The following is a 20,571-nucleotide window of genomic DNA, read 5'->3' on the forward strand; positions in this document are numbered from 1 at the left end:
ACGAACCGAATGAGCACCCCCTCTGACAAGGTCGTGGAGGCGCTGCGCGCCTCGATGAAGGAGACCGAGCGGCTGCGCCGGCAGAACCGGGAACTTCTCGCCGCCGTCACCGAGCCCATCGCGATCGTCGGCATGAGCTGCCGGTACCCGGGCGGGGTGGACTCGCCCGAGGACCTGTGGCGGCTCGTGCTGGCCGGCGGCGACGCGATCGGGGACTTCCCCGCCGACCGGGGCTGGGACGTCGAGGCGCTGACCGAGGCGTCCGTGGACGAGCGCGGCACCAGCATCAGCCTGCAGGGCGGATTCCTGCCCGGCGCCGCCGACTTCGACCCCGGCTTCTTCGGCATCTCGCCGCGCGAGGCGCTCACCATGGACCCGCAGCAGCGGCTGCTGCTGGAGACCGCGTGGGAGGCGATCGAACGCGCCGGCGTCGACCCCGACACGCTGCGCGGCACCCGCACGGGCGTGTTCGTCGGCACCAACGGCCAGGACTACGCGCACCTGCTCATCCGCTCGGTGGCCGACGCCACCGGCGACATCGGTACGGGCATCGCGGCCAGCGCCACCTCCGGGCGGCTCTCGTACGAGCTGGGGCTGGAAGGCCCGACCGTCACCGTGGACACCGCGTGCTCGTCGTCGCTGGTCGCGCTGCACCTGGCCGCGCACGCGCTGCGCAACGGCGAATGCGCGCTGGCGCTGGCCGGTGGCGTGAACGTCATGTCGACCCCGGGTTCGCTGGTGGAGTTCAGCCGCCAGGGCGGCCTGGCCCGCGACGGTCGGTGCAAGTCGTTCTCCGACGACGCGGACGGCACCGGCTGGTCCGAGGGCGTCGGGATGCTGGTGCTGGAGCGGCTGTCCGACGCCGAACGGCTCGGCCACCAGGTGCTGGCGGTCGTGCGGGGCTCGGCGGTCAACTCCGACGGCGCCTCCAACGGCTTCACCGCCCCGAACGGCCGCGCCCAGCAGAAGGTGATCCGGCAGGCCCTCACCAAGTCCGGTCTCCGCCCGTCCGACGTGGACGTGGTGGAGGCCCACGGCACGGGGACCCGGCTGGGTGATCCGATCGAGGCGCAGGCCCTGCTGGCCACGTACGGGCAGGAGCGCGCCGAGCCGCTGCTGCTCGGTTCGGTCAAGTCGAACCTGGGGCACACCCAGGCCGCCGCCGGTGTCGCCGGGGTCATCAAGATGATCATGGCGATGCGGCACGGCGTGGTACCCCGCACCCTGCACGTCAGCCAGCCGTCCACCCAGGTCGACTGGTCCCGTGGCGCCGTGCGGCTCGCCACCGATCAGGTGGACTGGCCGGGCGGCGACCGCCCGCGCCGCAGCGCCGTGTCGTCGTTCGGCGTCAGCGGCACCAACGCCCACGTCATCCTGGAACAGGCCGCGACGCGGCCGCACGCCGAGCCGACGCCCGGGACGCCGCCGGCCGCGCTGCCGTGGCTCGTGTCCGCCAGGACGCCCGGGGCGCTGCGCGAGCAGGTCCGGCACCTGGTCTCGCGCGCCGATTCCGGCCGGGCGGTGGATCTCGCGTTCTCGCTCGCCACCACCCGTACCGCCTTCGAGGAGCGGTTGGCGGCACCCGATCTCGCGGCCCTGTCGACGTGGCTGGAGCACGGCAGCGCCCCCGGCGTGTTCGCCGGTACCGCGTCGGGCCGCCCGAAGCTGGCGGTGCTGTTCTCGGGTCAGGGTTCGCAGCGGGTGGGGATGGGTGGTGGGTTGGCGGCGCGGTTCCCGGTGTTCGCGGAGGTGTTCGCGGATGTTCTGGGGCGGTTGGGTGTGACGGTTCCGGGGGATGCGGGGGTGTTGGAGCGGACCGGTGTGGCGCAGCCGGTGTTGTTCGCGTTTCAGGTGGCGTTGTTCCGGTTGGTGGAGTCGTTGGGTGTCCGGGTTGATGTGGTGGGCGGGCATTCGGTGGGTGAGGTGGCGGCGGCGCATGTGGCGGGGGTGTTGTCGCTGGAGGACGCCTGCTCGTTGGTGTCTGCGCGGGCGCGGTTGATGGAGGCGTTGCCTGTTGGTGGGGCGATGGTGGCGGTGGCGGCGTCGGAGGCGGAGGTGGTGCCGTTTCTGACGGAGGGTGTGTCGATCGCCGCGGTGAATGGTCCGGCTTCGGTGGTGGTGTCGGGTGTTGAGGCTGAGGTCTTGGCGGTGGCGGGTCGTTTCGGGCGGTCGAAGCGGTTGCGGGTGTCGCATGCGTTTCATTCGCCGTTGATGGAGCCGATGTTGGCGGGGTTCCGGGCGGCGATTGAGGGTTTGACGTTTCGGGAGCCGTCGTTGCCGGTGGCGATGGTGGGGGAGGTGGCGTCGCCGGAGTACTGGGTGCGGCATGTGCGGGACACGGTGCGCTTCGACGACACGATGCGGACCTTGACCGACCGCGGCACCTCGGTCTTCGTCGAACTCGGCCCGGACGGCGTGCTCGCGGGCCTCGCCGAGGGCGTCACCGTGATCCCCGCCGTACGCCCGGACCGGGACGAACAGCCGGGGTTCGTCGCGGCGCTGTCGCGGCTGCACGTGGCCGGTGTGGCCGTGGACTGGGGACGGTTCTTCGCCGGCACCGGCGCCCGCCGGGTCGACCTGCCCACCTACCCGTTCCAGCACGAACGGTACTGGCCCCGCCCCGCCGGCGGCACCGGCGACGCCACCGGCCTCGGCCTGGCCAGCGCCGACCACCCGCTGCTCGGCGCCGCGACCACCGTCGCCACCTCCGGCGAGCTGGTCCTTACCGGACGGCTGTCCACCCTCACCCACCCGTGGCTGGCCGACCACGTCACCGGCGGCGCGGTGACGCTGCCCGGCACGGCCATCCTCGACATGGCCCTGCGCGCCGCCGACCAGCTCGGTCACGGCGCCGTCGACCTCACCACGACCGCCCCGCTGGTCCTTGCCGGGCCGGCCGCCGTCCAGATCCAGCTGTGGGTCGGTGGCCCCGACGAACACGGCGCGCGGGAGATCCGCTTCCACTCCCGGCGCGACGACACGGAGTGGACCGCGCACGCGTCCGGCCGGTTGTATCCGGGTGCCGCGCCCGCCGCGCCGTTCGACGCCACCGCCTGGCCACCCGCCGGTGCCGCGGTCGTCGACCTCGACGGGTTCTACGACGACCTGGCCGAAGCCGGCCTCAGCCCCGGCCCGGCCTTCCGTGGTGTCCGCGCGGCGTGGCGCCGGGGCGCGGAGATCTTCGCCGAGGTGGCGCTGCCCCCGCAGGCCGGTGACGGCGCCACCTTCGGCGTCCACCCCGCCCTGCTCGACGCGGCCGCGCAGGCCGGCGCCCTGGCCGGGGACCCCGGCGTGGCCGTCGACTGGCACGGCGTCACCCTGCACGCGACCGGCGCCTCGGTCCTGCGGACCCGCCTGACCCGGACGGCCGACACGGTGGTGCTGGCCGCCGCCGACGTCGAAGGTCAGCCGGTGCTGTCGGCGGCCGCCGTGACCCTGGGCCCGGCGCCCGCGCCGCCGGCCGTCGCGGGCCACGACGGACTGTTCCGCCTCGACTGGACGCCGGTGCCCCTCGATCCGGCGCGGCCCGTTCCGGAGGTCCTGACGATGCCCCTCGGCGGCCGCCCGGGCCACACCGGCGCCGACGAGGTGCACCGGCTGCTCGCCGACACCCTCGCCGCCGTTCAGCGGCAGCTGAGCACCGAGACCCGGCTGATGTTCGTGAGCCGGGGCGCGGTCAGCGGCGACGACCTCCCCGCCGCGGCCGCCTGGGGTCTCGTACGCTCTGCCCAGACGGAGAATCCGGGCCGGTTCCTGCTCGTCGACACCGACGACACCGCCGCGTCGGCGGCCGTCCTGCCGACGCTGCCCGCGCTGCTGGCCGACGGCGAGACCCAGCTCCTGGTCCGCGACGGCGAGGTCCGCGCCGCCCGCCTGGCCCGGCTGCCCGTCACCGGCGCGGACGGTACGCCCGGGACCGGGCACGCCGCGACGCCGCCGGGGATCGGGGACCCGGACGGCACGGTGCTGATCACGGGAGGCACCGGTGGCCTGGGCGCGGCCCTGGCCCGCCACCTGGTCACCCGGCACGGCGTACGGAACCTGCTGCTGGTGAGCCGTCGCGGTGCGGCGGCGCCGGGCGCGGGTGAGCTGCGGGCGGAGTTGGTGGATGCGGGCGCCACGGTGGATGTGGTGGCGTGTGACGTGGCCGATCGGGATCGGCTCGCCGGGGTGATCGGTGGGCGCCGGTTGGCGGCGGTGGTGCACACGGCGGGTGTGTTGGACGACGGTGTGGTGTCGTCGTTGACGCCGGAGCGGTTGGGTGCGGTGTTGGCGCCGAAGGTGGACGCGGCGTGGCATCTGCATGAGCTCACCAGGGATCAGCCGTTGTCGGCGTTTGTGGTGTATTCGTCGGTGTCCGGGGTGATGGGTGCGGCGGGTCAGGGTAACTACGCGGCGGCGAACAGTTTCCTGGACGGGTTGGCCGCGTACCGTCGTGGTCTGGGGTTGCCGGCGGTGTCGCTGGCCTGGGGCGCCTGGGCGCAGGACAGCGGCATGACCGCGGGCCTCGCCGACCGGCAGACCCGCCGGATCACCGCCGCCGGGACCCCACTGCTCACCGTCGACCAGGGCCTCGCCGCCTTCGACACCGCGATCACGCTGGACGAGGCGCTCGTCATCCCGCTGGCTCCCGGCGCCACCGGCGCCCCGCGCGGCGCCGTTCCCGCCCTGCTGCGCGGCCTCGCCCGCACGGGGCGGCGGCGCGCCGCCAGCGGGCGCACCGCCACCAGCACCGGCCTCGCCCACCACCTGTCCGAACTGCGCGAGGCCGACCGGGAACGGTTCCTGCTCGACCTCGTCCGCGCCGAGGCCGCGTCCGTGCTCGGCCACGAGTCACCCGCCGCGATCGGCGCCGAACGCGAATTCCGCCAACTCGGCGTCGACTCCCTGACCGCGCTGGAACTGCGTAACCAGCTCGGCGCCGCCACCGGTCTGAGCCTGCCCGCCACCCTGGTCTTCGACCACCCCACCCCCCGCGTGCTGGCCGCGCATCTGCTGGCCGAGCTCTCCGGCGCCGCGACGGGCGGACCACAGGCGATCGCCACCACCACGACCGGCGACGACGAGATCGTCATCGTCGGCATGGGTTGCCGGTTCCCCGGCGGCGTACGGTCACCCGAAGCGCTGTGGCAGCTGCTCACCGACGGCACCGACGCCATGTCGGGCTTCCCCACCGACCGTGGCTGGGCCGACGGCCCGCTGGCCGACGTCACCGGGCAGGGCGGCTTCCTCGACACCGCCACCGGCTTCGACCCCGGCTTCTTCGGCATCTCACCGCGCGAGGCCACCGCGATGGACCCGCAGCAGCGGCAGCTGCTCGAAGTGGCCTGGGAGGCGGTCGAGCGGGCCGGCATCGACGCCGCGACGCTGCGCGGCACCCGCACCGGCGTGTTCGTCGGCACCAACGGTCAGGACTACGCCCACCTGGTCATGCGGTCCAGCCGGGACGTCGAGGGCCACGCCAGCACCGGGCTGGCCGCCGCGGTCATCTCCGGCCGGTTGTCCTACACCTTCGGCTTCGAGGGCCCGGCGCTGACCGTCGACACCGCCTGCTCGTCGTCGCTGGTCGCGCTGCACCTGGCCGCCGCCTCGCTGCGCAGCGGGGAGTCCACGCTGGCCCTGGTGGGCGGCGTGACGGTGATGTCCACGCCGATGAACTTCGTCGGCTTCACCGCCCAGGGCGGCCTGGCCGCCGACGGCCGCTGCCGCGCCTTCTCCGACGACGCGGACGGCACCGGCTGGTCCGAGGGGGTCGGCGTGCTCGTGGTCGAGCGGCTCTCCGACGCCCGGCGGCACGGCCACCCGATCCTGGCCGTGGTCAAGGGTTCCGCGGTCAACTCCGACGGCGCCTCCAACGGGCTCACCGCCCCCAACGGCCCGGCGCAACAGCGCGTGATCCGGCAGGCCCTCGCCGAAGCCGGCCTGCACCCGTCCGAGGTGGACGCGGTGGAGGCCCACGGCACGGGCACCCGGCTGGGCGATCCGATCGAGGCACAGGCCCTGCTGGCCACGTACGGGCAGGAGCGCGCCGAGCCGCTGCTGCTCGGCACGATCAAGTCGAACCTCGGGCACACCCAGGCCGCCGCCGGTGTCGCCGGGGTCATCAAGGCGGTCCTGGCGATCCAGCACGCCACCCTGCCCCGGACGTTGCACGTCAGCGAACCGACCTCGCACGTCGACTGGTCGGCGGGCGCGGTGCGCCTGCTGACCGAACAGACCCCGTGGCCCGCCACCGGGCACCCCCGCCGCGCCGGGGTCTCCTCGTTCGGCCTCAGCGGCACCAACGCGCACGTCATCCTCGAACAGCCCGCGACCTCGGAAGCCCCGGCGGCCCCGGCCCACCCGCCCGTGGCCGTGCCGTGGCTGCTGTCGGCCCGGACCGAGGCCGCGCTCGACGCGCAGCTCGACCGGATCGGCCGGATGACCGGCAGCACGCTGGACATCGGCTTCTCGCTGGCCACCGGGCGCGGCGCGTTCGAGCACCGCGCGGTGCTGCTCGACGGTCGCGAGGTGGCCCGCGGCGTCGCGGCCGAACCGTCCCTGGCGGTGCTGTTCTCGGGGCAGGGTTCGCAGCGGGTGGGGATGGGTGGTGGGTTGGCGGCGCGGTTCCCGGTGTTCGCGGAGGTGTTCGCGGATGTGCTGGGGCGGTTGGGTGTGGCGGTTCCGGTGGATGCGGGGGTGTTGGAGCGGACCGGGGTGGCGCAGCCGGTGTTGTTCGCGTTTCAGGTGGCGTTGTTCCGGTTGGTGGAGTCGTTGGGTGTCCGGGTTGATGTGGTGGGCGGGCATTCGGTGGGTGAGGTGGCGGCGGCGCATGTGGCGGGGGTGTTGTCGCTGGAGGACGCCTGCTCGTTGGTGTCTGCGCGGGCGCGGTTGATGGAGGCGTTGCCTGCTGGTGGGGCGATGGTGGCGGTGGCGGCGTCGGAGGCGGAGGTGGTGCCGTTTCTGACCGGCGGGGTCTCGATCGCCGCGGTCAACGGACCGGCCTCGGTGGTGATCTCCGGTGTTGAGGCTGAGGTCTTGGCGGTGGCGGGTCGTTTCGGGCGGTCGAAGCGGTTGCGGGTGTCGCATGCGTTTCATTCGCCGTTGATGGAGCCGATGTTGGCGGGGTTCCGGGCGGCGATTGAGGGTTTGACGTTTCGGGAGCCGTCGTTGCCGGTGGCGATGGTGGGGGAGGTGGCGTCGCCGGAGTTCTGGGTGCGGCATGTGCGGGACACGGTGCGCTTCGACGACACCGTACGCACGCTGACCCAGCGCGGCGCGTCCACGCTGCTGGAACTGGGCCCCGACGGCGCGCTGTCGGCGATGGCCGAAGGCGTGATCCCGGCGGTGCGCCGCGACCGAGACGAGGAGCCGGGGTTCGTCGCGGCGCTGTCGCGGCTGCACGTGGCCGGCGTGGGGATCGACTGGGGACGGTTCTTCGCCGGCACCGGCGCCCGCCGGGTCGACCTGCCCACCTACCCGTTCCAGCACGAACGGTACTGGCTCGAACCCGCCGCGATCCCCGCCGGTGACGGCGACCCGGCCGACGCCGCGTTCTGGCAGGCCGTCGAACGCGCCGACCTCGCCTCGGTGGCCGCCGAACTCGACCTCGACGGCGACGCCGTGTCCGCGGTGCTGCCCGCGCTGGCCGCCTGGCGGATCCGCCGCCGCAGCGACGCCACACTGGACTCCTGGATCCACCACGAGACCTGGCCGCCGCTGACCGGCCTGCACGGCACCGCGCCCACCGGAACGTGGCTGGTCCTCGCGGCCGACGCGGATCCCGACGCCCCCGCCATCGCGGCCGCCCTCGGCGCCCGCCTCCTCGACGCGGACGACCCCGCCGAACTGCCCGACACCCCGCTCGACGGCATCGTGCTGCTGCCCGGCGCGCCCGGCGACGGCACCGTCCCGGTGGGGCTGGCCCGTACCCTGCGGCTGGTCCAGCGGGCGACCGCGCCGGTGTGGGTGCTCACCCGGGGCGCGATCGCCACCGGCCACGGCGACGCCGTGACCGATCCGCGCCACGCCGCCGTCTGGGGCCTGGGCCGGGTCGCCGCGCTGGAACACCCCGGCCGGTGGGGCGGCCTGATCGACCTGCCCGACACGCTCGACGACCGGGCGCTGCGCCGGCTGACCGCGGTGCTCACGGGCGGGTCCGGCGAGGACCAGGTCGCCGTGCGCGCCACCGGCGTCTTCGGGCGCCGGCTCGTCGCCGCCCCGCGCGCGTCGGCCGCCGAGCCGCTCCAGCCGTCCGGCGCCATCCTGATCACCGGCGGAACGGGCGCCCTCGGGGCCCGGGTCGCCCGCGACCTCGCCGCCCGGGGTGCCGCCAAACTGGTGCTGATCAGCCGGCGTGGACCCGAGGCGCCCGGCGCGGCCGAACTCCAGCGGGACCTGACCGCGACCGGCACCGACACGGTCATCGCCGCCTGCGACGCCGCCGACCGGGACAGCCTGGCCGCCCTGCTGGCCGACCACCCCGTCACCGGGGTCATCCACACCGCCGGGGTGCTCGACGACGGCACCATCGACAGCCTCACCCCGCAACGGTTCACCGACGTGTTCCGGGCCAAGGTGTCCTCCGCCCTGCTGCTGGACGAGCTGACCCGCGACCTCGAACTGTTCGTCCTGTTCTCGTCGTCGGCGGGGGCGGTGGGCAACCCCGGCCAGGCCAACTACGCGGCCGCCAACGCTGTGCTGGACGCCCTCGCCCAGCGCCGCCGCGCCGCCGGACTACCCGCCGTCTCGATCGCGTGGGGCGCCTGGGCCGGCGACGGCATGGCCGCCCGCGCCGAGGTCGGCACCGCCCTGAGCCGGGTCGGGGCCACCGCCCTCGACCCCGACCTGGCCCTGACCGCACTGTGGCGGGTCACCGCGGCCCCCGGCGCCACCCCGGCCGCCGTGGAGTCCACTGCCACCCCGGTCATCGCCGACCTGCGGCAACCCCAGCTGCTGACGTCCCTGTTCAGCCTGCGGCCGAGCCCGCTGCTGTCCGGGCTGCCCGGTGCCCGCGAGGCCGCCGAGGCGGTCGAGGCGGCCCGCCGGCAGACCGCCGCCGCCGGTTCCGACCTGCGCGACCGGCTGGCCGCCCGGTCCCCGCAGGACCGGCTGGAACCCGTGCTCGACCTGGTCCGCGCCGCCGCCGCGGCGGTGCTCGGCCATCCCGGCAAGGAGGCGGTCGGCCCCGGCAAGGTGTTCCGCGACCTCGGCGTCGACTCGCTGACCGCGATGGAGCTGCGCAACCAGCTGGCCACCGCGACGGGGCTGCCGCTGCCCGCCGGTCTGGTGTTCGACTACCCGACCCCGCAGGCCCTCGCCGAGCACCTCCTCGCCGAGCTGGTCAGCGACACCGGCCCCGACACCGGTGCCGACACGCCCGCCGCCGCCTCCGGCGACGAGCTCGCCGTGGTGGCCATGGCGTGCCGGTTCCCCGGCGGCATCACCTCACCCGAGCAGCTGTGGCAGGCCCTGGCCGACGGGCGGGACGTGATCGGCCCGATGCCCGCCGACCGCGGCTGGGACCTCGCGGCGTACGCCGACTTCCACGGCGGGTTCCTCGACGCGGTGGCCGACTTCGACCCGGCGTTCTTCGAGATCTCCCCCCGCGAGGCCCTCGCGATGGACCCGCAGCAGCGGCTGTTGCTGGAGACCGCGTGGGAGGCGATGGAACGCGCGGGCCTCGACCCGCAGTCGCTGCGCGGCAGCCGCACCGGGGTGTTCGTCGGCACCAACGGGCAGGACTACCAGCGGCTGGTCCTCGCCGCGCGCGAGGACATGGAAGGCCACGCCGGCACCGGCCTGGCCGCCAGCGTCATCTCCGGGCGGCTGTCGTACGCGTTCGGGCTGGAAGGCCCGGCCGTCACCGTCGACACCGCCTGCTCGTCCGCCCTGGTGGCGCTGCACCTGGCCGCGCGGGCGCTGCGCGCGGGCGAGTGTTCGCTGGCGCTGGTCGGCGGCGTGACCGTGATGGCCACCCCGACCAGCTTCGGCGGCTTCGACCGGCAGGGCGGGCTGGCCGCCGACGGGCGGTGCAAGGCGTTCTCCGGCGACGCCGACGGCACCAGCTGGTCCGAGGGCGCCGGTCTGCTGCTGGTGGAACGGCTGTCCGACGCGCGCCGCCACGGGCATCCGATCCTGGCCGTGGTCAAGGGTTCGGCCGTGAACTCCGACGGCGCCTCCAACGGCCTGACCGCCCCGAACGGTCCCGCCCAGCAGCGGGTCATCCGCGCCGCCCTCGCCGACGCCGGTCTCCACCCGTCCGACGTGGACGCGGTGGAGGCCCACGGCACGGGCACCCGGCTGGGCGACCCGATCGAGGCGCAGGCGCTGCTGGCCACGTACGGGCAGGACCGCGCCGAGCCGGTGCGGCTCGGCTCCGTCAAGTCGAACCTGGGACACACCCAGGCCGCGGCCGGTGCCGCCGGGCTGATGAAGATGATCCTCGCCTTCCAGCACGACACACTGCCGCGCACCCTGCACGTCACCGAGCCGTCCCCGCACGTCGACTGGAGCGCCGGCGCGGTCCGGCTGGTGACCGAGCCGTCCCCGTGGCCGCGCGGCGCCCGCCCGCGCCGGGCCGGGGTGTCCTCGTTCGGCATCAGCGGCACCAACGCCCACGTGATCATCGAGGAGCCGCCCGCCGTCGAGGCGCCCGCGCCACGGACCCGCCCGGCGCCGCCGTACGTGCCGTGGCCGGTGTCGGCCCGGACCGCGACCGCCCTGGCCGCGCGCCTCGCCCAGACCGTCGAACCGGATGGCACCGAACCGGCCGTCGCCGTGGACCCGCTGGACACCGGGTTCGCGCTCGCCACCACGCGGGCGACGCTGCCGCACCGGGCGGTGCTCGTGGACGGCGCCGAGATCGCCCGGGGCGCCGCGGCCGACCACGTGCCCGCGTTCCTGTTCTCCGGGCAGGGCAGCCAGCGCCTCGGCATGGGCCGCGACCTGCACCGGCGTTTCGACGTGTTCGCCGACGCCCTGGACGAGGTGATCGCGGAACTCGACCCGTACCTGCGGCGGCCGCTGCGCGAGGTGATGTGGGGCGAGGACCAGCGGGAGCTCAACGAGACCGGGTTCGCCCAGCCCGCGCTGTTCGCCGTCGAGGTGGCGCTGTTCCGGCTGGCCGCCTCGTTCGGGCTGCGGCCCCGCTACCTGGCCGGGCATTCCATCGGCGAGGTGGCCGCCGCGTACGTGTCCGGGGTGTTCTCCCTGCCCGACGCGTGCCGTCTGGTCGCCGCCCGGGCCAATCTGATGCAGGCCCTGCCGCCCGGCGGCGCGATGGTCGCGGTACGCGCCACCGAGGCCGAGGTGACCCCGCACCTGAGCGCCGGGGTGTCCATCGCCGCGGTCAACGGCCCCACCTCGGTGGTGGTCTCGGGGGAGCGGGAGCCGGTGCTGGAGCTCGCCGCCCGGTTCGGCACGACCACCCGGCTCGCGGTCAGCCACGGCTTCCACTCCCCGCTGATGGATCCGATGCTGGCGGACTTCCAGGAGGTCGTCGCCGGGCTGACGTTCGGCGAGCCGCGGATCCCGATCGTGTCCACCCTGACCGGTGCGCGGATCGACGAGGAACTGCGCCGCCCCGGCTACTGGGTCGCGCACGTCCGCGAGGCCGTCCGGTTCGGCGCCGCCGTCACCACCCTCGCCGAACTCGGGGTCACCGCGTTCGTCGAACTGGGCCCCGACGGCGTGCTCACCGGCATGGCCGCCGAGTCCGTGCCGCCCGGCGCGGAACTCGTCCCGCTGCTGCGCAAGGACCAGCCCGAGGAACTGGCCGCCGTGACCGCGCTGGCCCGGCTGTTCGTGGCCGGGCTGCCGGTCGACTGGCGGGCCTGGTTCGACGGCACGGGCGCGCACACCGTGCCGCTGCCCACGTACCCGTTCGACCGGCAGCGGTTCTGGCCGTCCGCCGGGCCGGGGATGCGCCCCGGCGACCTGTCCGGCTTCGGGCTGTCCTCGCCCGGACACCCGCTGCTCGGCGCGACCGTCGCGGTCGCGGGCTCCGACGAGGTGGTGCTCACCGGCCGCCTGTCGCTGGCCGCCCAGCCGTGGCTGGCCGACCACGTCGTCGGCGGCGCGGTGCTGTTCCCCGGCACCGGCTTCCTGGAGCTGGCGTTGCGCTCCGGGGATCTGGTCGGCTGCGAGCGGGTCGCGTCGCTCACCCTCACCGTGCCGCTCACGCTGGCCGCGCACCAGGCCGTCGCCATTCAGGTACGGGTCGGCGAGCGCGACGAATCCGGCCGCCGCCCCGTCGGCATCTGGTCCCAGCCCGCCGACGAGCCGGCCCGGGAGTGGACCGAACACGCCGCCGGTGTCCTGGCCCCGGCCACCGACACCGCTGAGTCCGACGCCGGTCCGTGGCCGCCCGCGCAGGCGCAGCCGCTCGACCTGGACGGCTTCTACGAGCAGCTCGCCGCCCGGGGCGGACTCGCGTACGGGCCGGTGTTCCGCGGCCTGCGGTCCGCCTGGCGCCGCGGCGACGACGTGTACGCCGAGGTCGAGCTGGACGAGCAGGCGCCGGACGCGGCGATGTACGGCGTGCACCCGGCGCTGCTGGACGCCGCGCTGCACGGCATCGGCCTGCTGCCCGACGCCGGGCAGGGCCTGCCGTTCGAGTGGGGCGGCGTCAGCCTGTACGCCACGGGCGCGTCGGCGTTGCGGGTGCGGCTGCGCCGTACCGGCGACGACTCGGTGGCGGTGTCGGTGGCCGATGTGGACGGTCAGCCGGTGCTGGCCGCCGACTCGCTGGTGATCCGTACCCCGTCGGCGCCGCCGCCCGGCGGTGCGGACCTGGCCGTACTCGAATCGCTGTTCCACGTCGAGTGGTCACCCCTCGAACCGGCCGCCGCCGCCGCGCAGCCGTGGACGATCCGCGGCGCCGACGTGTTCGGCCTGGCCGCGCACCTGCCGCACGCGGACGGCGAGCCGCAGCTCGTGCTCGTCCCGGTCTCCGGCGCCGACGAGCTCACCGGCGGAGGCCGGGCGGGCGGCCCGGAAGCCGTTCACCGGCTTACCGGCGAGGTGCTGGCCGTCCTCCAGGAAGCGCTGGCGGGCACCGCGCGGACCGTGTTCGTCACCCGGGGCGCGGCCGCGGTCGGCGACGAGGCCGTCACCGACCTGGCGGCCGCCGCCGCGTGGGGCCTCGTCCGCTCCGCGCAGGCGGAGAACCCCGGCCGCTTCCTGCTGGTGGACGTGGACGACCCGGCGGGCCTCGCACCCGCCCTCGCCGCCGCCGGTGACGAGCAGCAGCTCGCCGTCCGCGACGGCGCCGTCTACGCGGCGCGGCTGGCCCGCATCGGTTCGGCGCCCGGCCTGGTGCCGCCGCCCGGTGTGCCGTGGCGGCTGGCCACCACCGCCAAGGGCAGCCTGGACGCGCTGACCCTGGCACCCTGCCCCGAGGTTCTGGAACCGCTGACCGGCACCCAGATCCGGGTGGCGGTGCACGCCGCCGGGCTGAACTTCCGCGACGTCCTCAACGCCCTGGGCATGTACCCGGGCGACGCCGGGATGTTCGGCGCCGAGGCGGCCGGGGTGGTCACCGCGACCGGCCCCGACGTGACCGGCCTGGCCCCGGGCGACCGGGTGATGGGCATGATGTTCGGCGGCTTCGGCCCGACCGTGGTCGCCGAGCAGCGCCAGGTGACCCGGATCCCCGACGGCTGGAGCTGGGAGCAGGCGGCGTCCGTGCCGCTGGTGTTCCTCACCGCCTACCACGCGCTGGTCGACCTGGCCGGCCTGCGGCCCGGGGAGAGGGTTCTGGTGCACGCCGGTGCGGGCGGTGTGGGCATGGCGGCGATCCAGCTGGCCCGGCACCTGGGCGCCGAGGTGTACGCCACCGCCAGCGAAGGCAAGTGGGACGTGCTGCGCGAGCTGGGGATCGCCGACGACCACCTCGCGTCCTCGCGCGACACCGGCTTCGCGGACCGGTTCACCCCCGGCGTGGACGTGGTGCTGAACGCGCTGACCGGCGAGTTCGTCGACGCCTCGCTGCGGCTGCTCGGTCCGGGCGGCCGGTTCCTGGAGATGGGCAAGACCGACCTGCGGGACCCGGCGAGCCTGCCCGGCATCGCGTACCGGCCGTTCGACCTGGGGCAGGTGGACCCGGACCGGATCCAGCAGATGCTCCTCGCGCTGGTGGAGCTGTTCCAGGCGGGCGCCCTGCGGCCGCTGCCCACCCGTACGTGGGACGTGCGGCGCGCCCGCGAGGCGTTCCGGCACATGAGCATGGCCCGGCACGTCGGCAAGGTCGTGCTGACCGTCCCGCCCGCCTGGGACCCGGACGGCACGGTGCTGATCACGGGAGGCACCGGTGGCCTGGGTGCGTTGCTGGCCCGGCATCTGGTCGCCGAACGCGGGGTGCGGAACCTGTTGCTGGTGAGCCGTCGTGGTGCGGCGGCGCCGGGCGTGGGTGAGCTGCGGGCGGAGTTGGTGGATGCGGGTGCCACGGTGGATGTGGTGGCGTGTGACGTGGCCGATCGGGATCGGCTCGCCGGGGTGATCGGTGGGCGCCGGTTGGCGGCGGTGGTGCACACGGCGGGTGTGTTGGACGACGGTGTGGTGTCGTCGTTGACGCCGGAGCGGTTGGGTGCGGTGTTGGCGCCGAAGGTGGACGCGGCGTGGCATCTGCATGAGCTCACCAGGGATCAGCCGTTGTCGGCGTTTGTGGTGTATTCGTCGGTGTCCGGGGTGATGGGTGCGGCGGGTCAGGGTAACTACGCGGCGGCGAACAGTTTCCTGGACGGGTTGGCCGCGTACCGTCGTGGTCTGGGGTTGCCGGCGGTGTCGCTGGCCTGGGGCGCCTGGGCGCCCGGCGCGGGCATGACCGCCGCCCTGGACGCCGCGTCGCTCGAGCGCATGGAACGCTCCGGGATGCCGCCGCTGCCACCCGCCCTCGGCCTGGCCCTGTTCGACGCGGCCGTCACCGTCGACGCGGCCCTCGTGGTGCCGACCCGGCTGGTCACCGGAGCCGGCCCGGCCCCGTTCGCGGGCGCCGTCCCCCCGATGCTGCGCGGCCTGGTCCGCACCCGCCGCACCGCGGCCGCCGGCGACCGGATCACCGGCAAGCTGCGGCAGCTCAACCCGGCCGAACAGGCCCGGGCCGTGCTGCGGCAGGTCCGCGCCGAGGCGGCCGCCGTGCTCGGCCACGCCTCCGGGCAGGCCGTCGACCCGGAGCAGGAGTTCCGCCAGCTCGGCTTCGACTCCCTCACCGCGGTCGAGCTGCGCAACCGGCTCAGCACCGCGTTCGGGCTGACCCTGCCCGCCACCCTGGTCTTCGACTACCCGACCCCGCGCGGGCTCGCCGAGCACCTGAACGCCGAACTGTTCGGCGGCCGGCACGCCGACGAGGGCGACGCGGTCCCGGTCCTCGACGATCCCGTGGCGATCGTCGGCATGGCCTGCCATTTCCCCGGCGGCGTCCACTCCGCCGACGACCTGTGGCAGTTGCTGGCCGACGGGCGCAGCGCGATCGGGCCGTTCCCCACCGACCGGGGCTGGGACCTGGCGATGCTCGGCGGCGACGGCGCGGGCCGCAGCGTCACCCGGCACGGCGGCTTCGTCGACGGCATCGCCGACTTCGACCCCGGATTCTTCGGCATCTCGCCGCGCGAGGCGCTGTCCATGGACCCGCAGCAGCGGCTGCTGCTGGAGACCGCGTGGGAGGCCATCGAGCGCACCGGCATCGACCCGGCGGCGCTGCGCGGCAGCCGTACCGGGGTGTTCGTCGGGGCCGGCGGCGCCGACTACGCGCACCTGCTGCTGAACTCGCTGCAGAGCATGGAGGGCTACACCGGCACCGGAACCTCGCCGAGCGTCACGTCGGGGCGGCTGTCGTACACCCTGGGGCTGGAGGGACCGGCCATGACGATCGACACCGCGTGCTCGTCGGCGCTGGTGGCGATGCACCTGGCCGCGAACGCGCTGCGCGGCGGCGAATGCTCCCTGGCGCTGGCCGGCGGCGTGCAGCTGATGTCGGGCCCGGGTGCGTTCATGGAGTTCACCCAGCAGGGCGGGCTGGCCCCCGACGGCCGGTGCAAGCCGTTCTCCGACAGCGCCGACGGTACGGCCTGGTCCGAGGGCGTTGGCGTGGTCGTGCTGGAACGGCTCTCCGATGCGCAGCGCCACGGCCACGAGATCCTCGCCGTGCTCAAGGGCTCGGCTGTCAATCAGGACGGCGCGTCCAACGGGCTCACCGCCCCCAACGGGCCGTCCCAGCAGCGGCTCATCCGGCAGGCCCTGGCGGGCGCCGGGCTGCGGCCGTCCGACGTGGACGCGGTCGAGGCGCACGGCACGGGCACCGTGCTCGGCGACCCGATCGAGGCCCAGGCGCTGCTGGCCACGTACGGCCAGGACCGCGACGCGCCGCTGCTGCTCGGCTCGGCCAAGTCGAACCTCGGCCACACCCAGGCCGCCGCCGGGGTGGTCGGCGTCATCAAGATGGTGCAGGCGCTGCGGCACGGCGTGCTGCCCGCGACCCTGAACGTCACCGAGCCGACCTCACACGTCGACTGGAGTGCCGGCAAGGTCGAGTTGCTGACCGGGCGGCGGGACTGGCCGAGCGCCGGGCGCCCCCGCCGCGCCGGTGTCTCCTCGTTCGGCATCAGCGGCACCAACGCCCACCTCATCCTCGAGGAGGCGCCACCGGCGCCGCCCCCCGCCCCGGTCGCCGAGCCCGCGGTGGTCGTGCTGCCCGTGTCGGCCCGCACCGAGGCCGCCCTCACCGCCCAGGTCGATCAGATCCGCGCGCTCGCCGCCGACACGCCGCCGCTGCACCTCGGCCACTCGCTGGTCGCGGGCCGCTCGGTGTTCGACCACCGGGCGGTGCTGCTGTCCACCGCGGACGGGCTGAGCGAGGCCGCGCGGGGCGTGGCCGCCGACCGTCCGCTGGCGGTCCTGTTCACCGGCCAGGGCGCCCAGCGCGCGGGCATGGGCCGGGAACTGTACGCCCGGTTCCCCGCGTACGCCCGCGCCTACGACGAGGTCGCCGCCCGGCTCGGCACGGCCCTGACCGACGACCCCGGCAAGCTGGACGGCACGGGCCACGCCCAGCCCGCCATCTTCGCGCTGGAGGTCGCCCTGTACCGGCTCGTCGAGTCGTTCGGGGTCGTCCCCGACCGGCTGGCCGGGCACTCCGTCGGCGAGATCGCCGCCGCGCACGTGGCCGGGGTGCTGTCCCTGGACGACGCGTGCACCCTGGTGGCGGCCCGGGCCCGCCTCATGCAGGCGCTGCCGGCCGGCGGAGCCATGGTGGCGCTGCGGGCCACCGAGGACGAGGTACGCCCGCTGCTCACCGACGCCGTCTCCCTCGCCGCGGTCAACGGCCCGGACTCGGTCGTGATCGCCGGTGCCGAGCAGCCCGTCCTGGACCTCGCCGCGTACTTCCGGTCCCGCGACCGCCGGACCAGCCGGTTGCGGGTCAGCCACGCGTTCCACTCGCCGCTGATGGAGCCGATGCTGGCGCCGTTCCGCGCCGTGGTGAGCGGCCTGTCGTTCGCGCCGCCGGCCGTGCCGATCGCCGCCACGGGCGACGTCACCGACCCCGAGTACTGGGTGCGGCACGTGCGCGACACGGTCCGGTTCGCCGACTCGGTGCGGGCGCTGGCCGCCGACGGGGTCACCGCGTACCTGGAGCTCGGCCCGGACGGGGTGCTCGCGGCGCTGGCCGCCGCGCTGGTGCCGGACGGTTCGGTCGTCGTGCCGCTGCTGCGCAAGGACCGGCCGGAGCAGGCCTCGGCCCTGACCGCGCTGGCCCGCCTGCACGTGGCCGGGGTCGGCGTGGACTGGGCGCCCGTGTTCACCGGCACCGGGGCGCGCCGGGTGGAGCTGCCCACGTACCCGTTCCAGCGGGAGCGGTTCTGGCCCACCCCGGGCGCCGCCCGCGGTGACGTCTCCGGTCTGGGCCTGGCCGCCGCCGGGCATCCGCTGCTGGGCGCGGCGCTGCCGGTGCCGGGCGGGGACGGGCTCGCCCTGACCGCCCGGCTGTCGGTCGCGGCCCAGCCCTGGCTGGCCGACCACGTGGTGCACGACCGGATCACCTTCCCGGAGACCGGCTTCGTGGAGCTGGCGCTGCACGCCGCCGACCGCACCGGCTGCGACCGCATCACCCGCCTGACCGTCACCACACCCCTGATCTTCGGTACGGGCGCGGCGGCCGACCTTCAGGTCTGGGTGGGCGCCCCGACACCCGAGGGCACCCGCACGGTCACGATGCACGCCCGGCCCGCCGGCTCCGACCAGGACTGGACCGCCCACGCCACCGGCGAACTCGCCCCGGGCACGTCCGCCGGTGCCACCGTGGCGTGGCCGCCCGCCGGCGCCGAGGCGGTGCCGCTGGACGACCTCCACCCCGAGGGCCTGGACTACGGGCCGGCGTTCCGTGGGGTGCGGGAGCTGTGGCGGCGCGGCGACGAGACGTTCGCCGAGGTCGCCCTGCCCGACGACGTCACCGACGCCGACCGGTACGGCCTGCACCCGGCCCTGCTCAGCGCGGCCGTCCAGGCGGCGGGCCGCGACGGCCTGCCCGTCGACTGGCATGAGGTGAGCCTGCACGCCTCCGGCGCCCGGGTGCTGCGGGTCCAGGTGTCCCCGGCGGCCCCGGACAGCATCGGGGCGGCGGAGGCGCCGCCGGAGGCGGTGTCCATCTCGGCGGTCGACCCGGACGGCGCCCCGGTCCTCTCGGTAGCCTCGGTGTCCCTGCGCCCGCCCGTGGCGCCGCGGGACGCCACCGACCCGCACCGCACCGATCCGCTGCTGCGCCTGGACTGGGCCCCCGCCACGGTCGGCGAACCGGTGCCGGGCACCTGGACCGTCCTCGGACCGGACACTGTCGGCTTCGGCGCGCCGAGCGTGGCGTCGCTTGCCGACCTCACCGACGTGCCCGACTTCGTGCTGCTGCCGGTGCTCGGTGAGCCGGGCGCCGACGTCGCCGGGGCCGCGCACGAGCTGACCGCCCGCACCCTGGACGTGCTGCGGCAGTGGCTGACCCAGGACCGGTTCCACGACTCCCGCCTGATCGTCGTGACCCGGCGCGGCCTGGACCGGGACCTGGCCGCCGCGCCCGTGCTCGGCCTGGTGCGCAGCGCCCAGTCGGAGCAGCCCGGCGCGGTCCTGCTGGCCGATGTGGACGACGCTGCCGAGTCCGTGCGGGCGTTGCGGGCGGTGCCCGGGCTGACCGACGAACCCCAGGTCGCGGTCCGCGACGGCGTCGTCCACGTGGCCCGCCTGGTCCCGGTGGACGCCGCAGCCTCGCCGGGCGGCGACGACCACGTGGACCCGACCCCGGCCGCCCGGGACTGGAACCCGGACGGCACCGTACTGATCACCGGCGGCACCGGTGGCCTGGGCGCCGAACTGGCCCGGCACCTGACCGGGCGCGGCGTCCGCCACCTGCTGCTGGTGTCGCGCCGGGGACTCGACGCGGACGGGGCCACGCAGCTGCGGGCCGAACTCGCCGCCCACGGCGCCACGGTCACGGTCGCGGCCTGCGACGTCGCCGACCGGGAGGCGGTCGTCGCCCTGGTGAAGGCCGTACCGGCGGAGCACCCGCTGACCGCGGTGGTGCACACCGCCGGTGTGCTCGACGACGCCACGATCGGCTCGCTCACCGCGGCGCGGCTGACCGCGGTGCTGCGGCCCAAGGTGGACGGCGCCTGGCACCTGCACGAGGCCACCGAGGACCTGGACCTGGCCGGGTTCGTGCTGTACTCGTCGGTCGCCGGGGTGCTGGGCGCCGGGGGCCAGGGCAACTACGCCGCCGCCAACGCGTTCCTGGACGCCCTGGCCGGGTACCGGGCCTCGCGGGGGCTGCCCGCGACGTCGCTGGCGTGGGGTCCGTGGGACACCACCGGCATGGCCGCCGGGCTGGGCGGGCGCACGGATCTGCCGCCGCTGAGCGTGCCGGGCGGCCTGGCCCTGTTCGACGCGGCGCGCGCCCGCACCGAGCCGCTGCTGGTCGCCACCCGGCTCGCCGCGACGGCCGCGCCCGGCCTGGCCGTCCCGGCGCTGCTGCGCGGTCTGGTCCGGGCGCGGCGGCGCGCGGCGGGCGGCCAGACCTCCGGTGACGGGCTGCTGCGGCGGCTGGCGGCGATGGACGCGGGGGAGCGGGCCGGTTTCCTGGTCGAGCTGGTCCGCGCGCACGCGGCCGGGGTGCTGGGCCACGCCACGCCCGACGGGGTCGACGCCGACCGCGAGTTCCGCCAGCTCGGCTTCGACTCGCTGAGCGCGGTGGAGCTGCGCAACAGCCTCAGCGCGGCCACCGGGCTGCGGCTGCCCGCCACCCTGGTCTTCGACTACCCGACCGCGACCGTGCTGGCGGGTCACCTCGCGGCCGAGCTGTTCGGGGCCGCCGAGCGCGGCCCGGCCATCCTGGACGAGCTCGACCGGCTGGAGGCGGCGCTGTCCGCCAGCTCCCGGCAGGACCTGGACTCGGCCGGGGTGGCGGCCCGGCTGCGCGAGCTGATCACCCGGTACGCGGGGACCGGCGAGCAGGCCACCGACGACTCCGCGACGGTGGCCGACCGCATCCAGGCGGCCAGCACCGCCGACATCCTCGCTTTCATCGACAACGAACTCGGCCGCGGTAACCAGCGTTGA

The 20,571-nt window shown here is 75.6% G+C and carries 1 protein-coding gene; it reads left to right on the plus strand.

The genetic code is table 11. The annotated features are described in order from the left end of the window. Nucleotides 1–9 precede the first annotated feature (9 nt). Nucleotides 10–20,571, plus strand: coding sequence for a type I polyketide synthase (locus EV385_RS35440; protein ID WP_130512570.1), 20,562 nt, complete (start codon nt 10–12; stop codon nt 20,569–20,571).

Origin of the sequence: Krasilnikovia cinnamomea, from assembly GCF_004217545.1 — a bacterium.
In the GTDB taxonomy this organism is placed as follows: domain Bacteria; phylum Actinomycetota; class Actinomycetes; order Mycobacteriales; family Micromonosporaceae; genus Actinoplanes; species Actinoplanes cinnamomeus.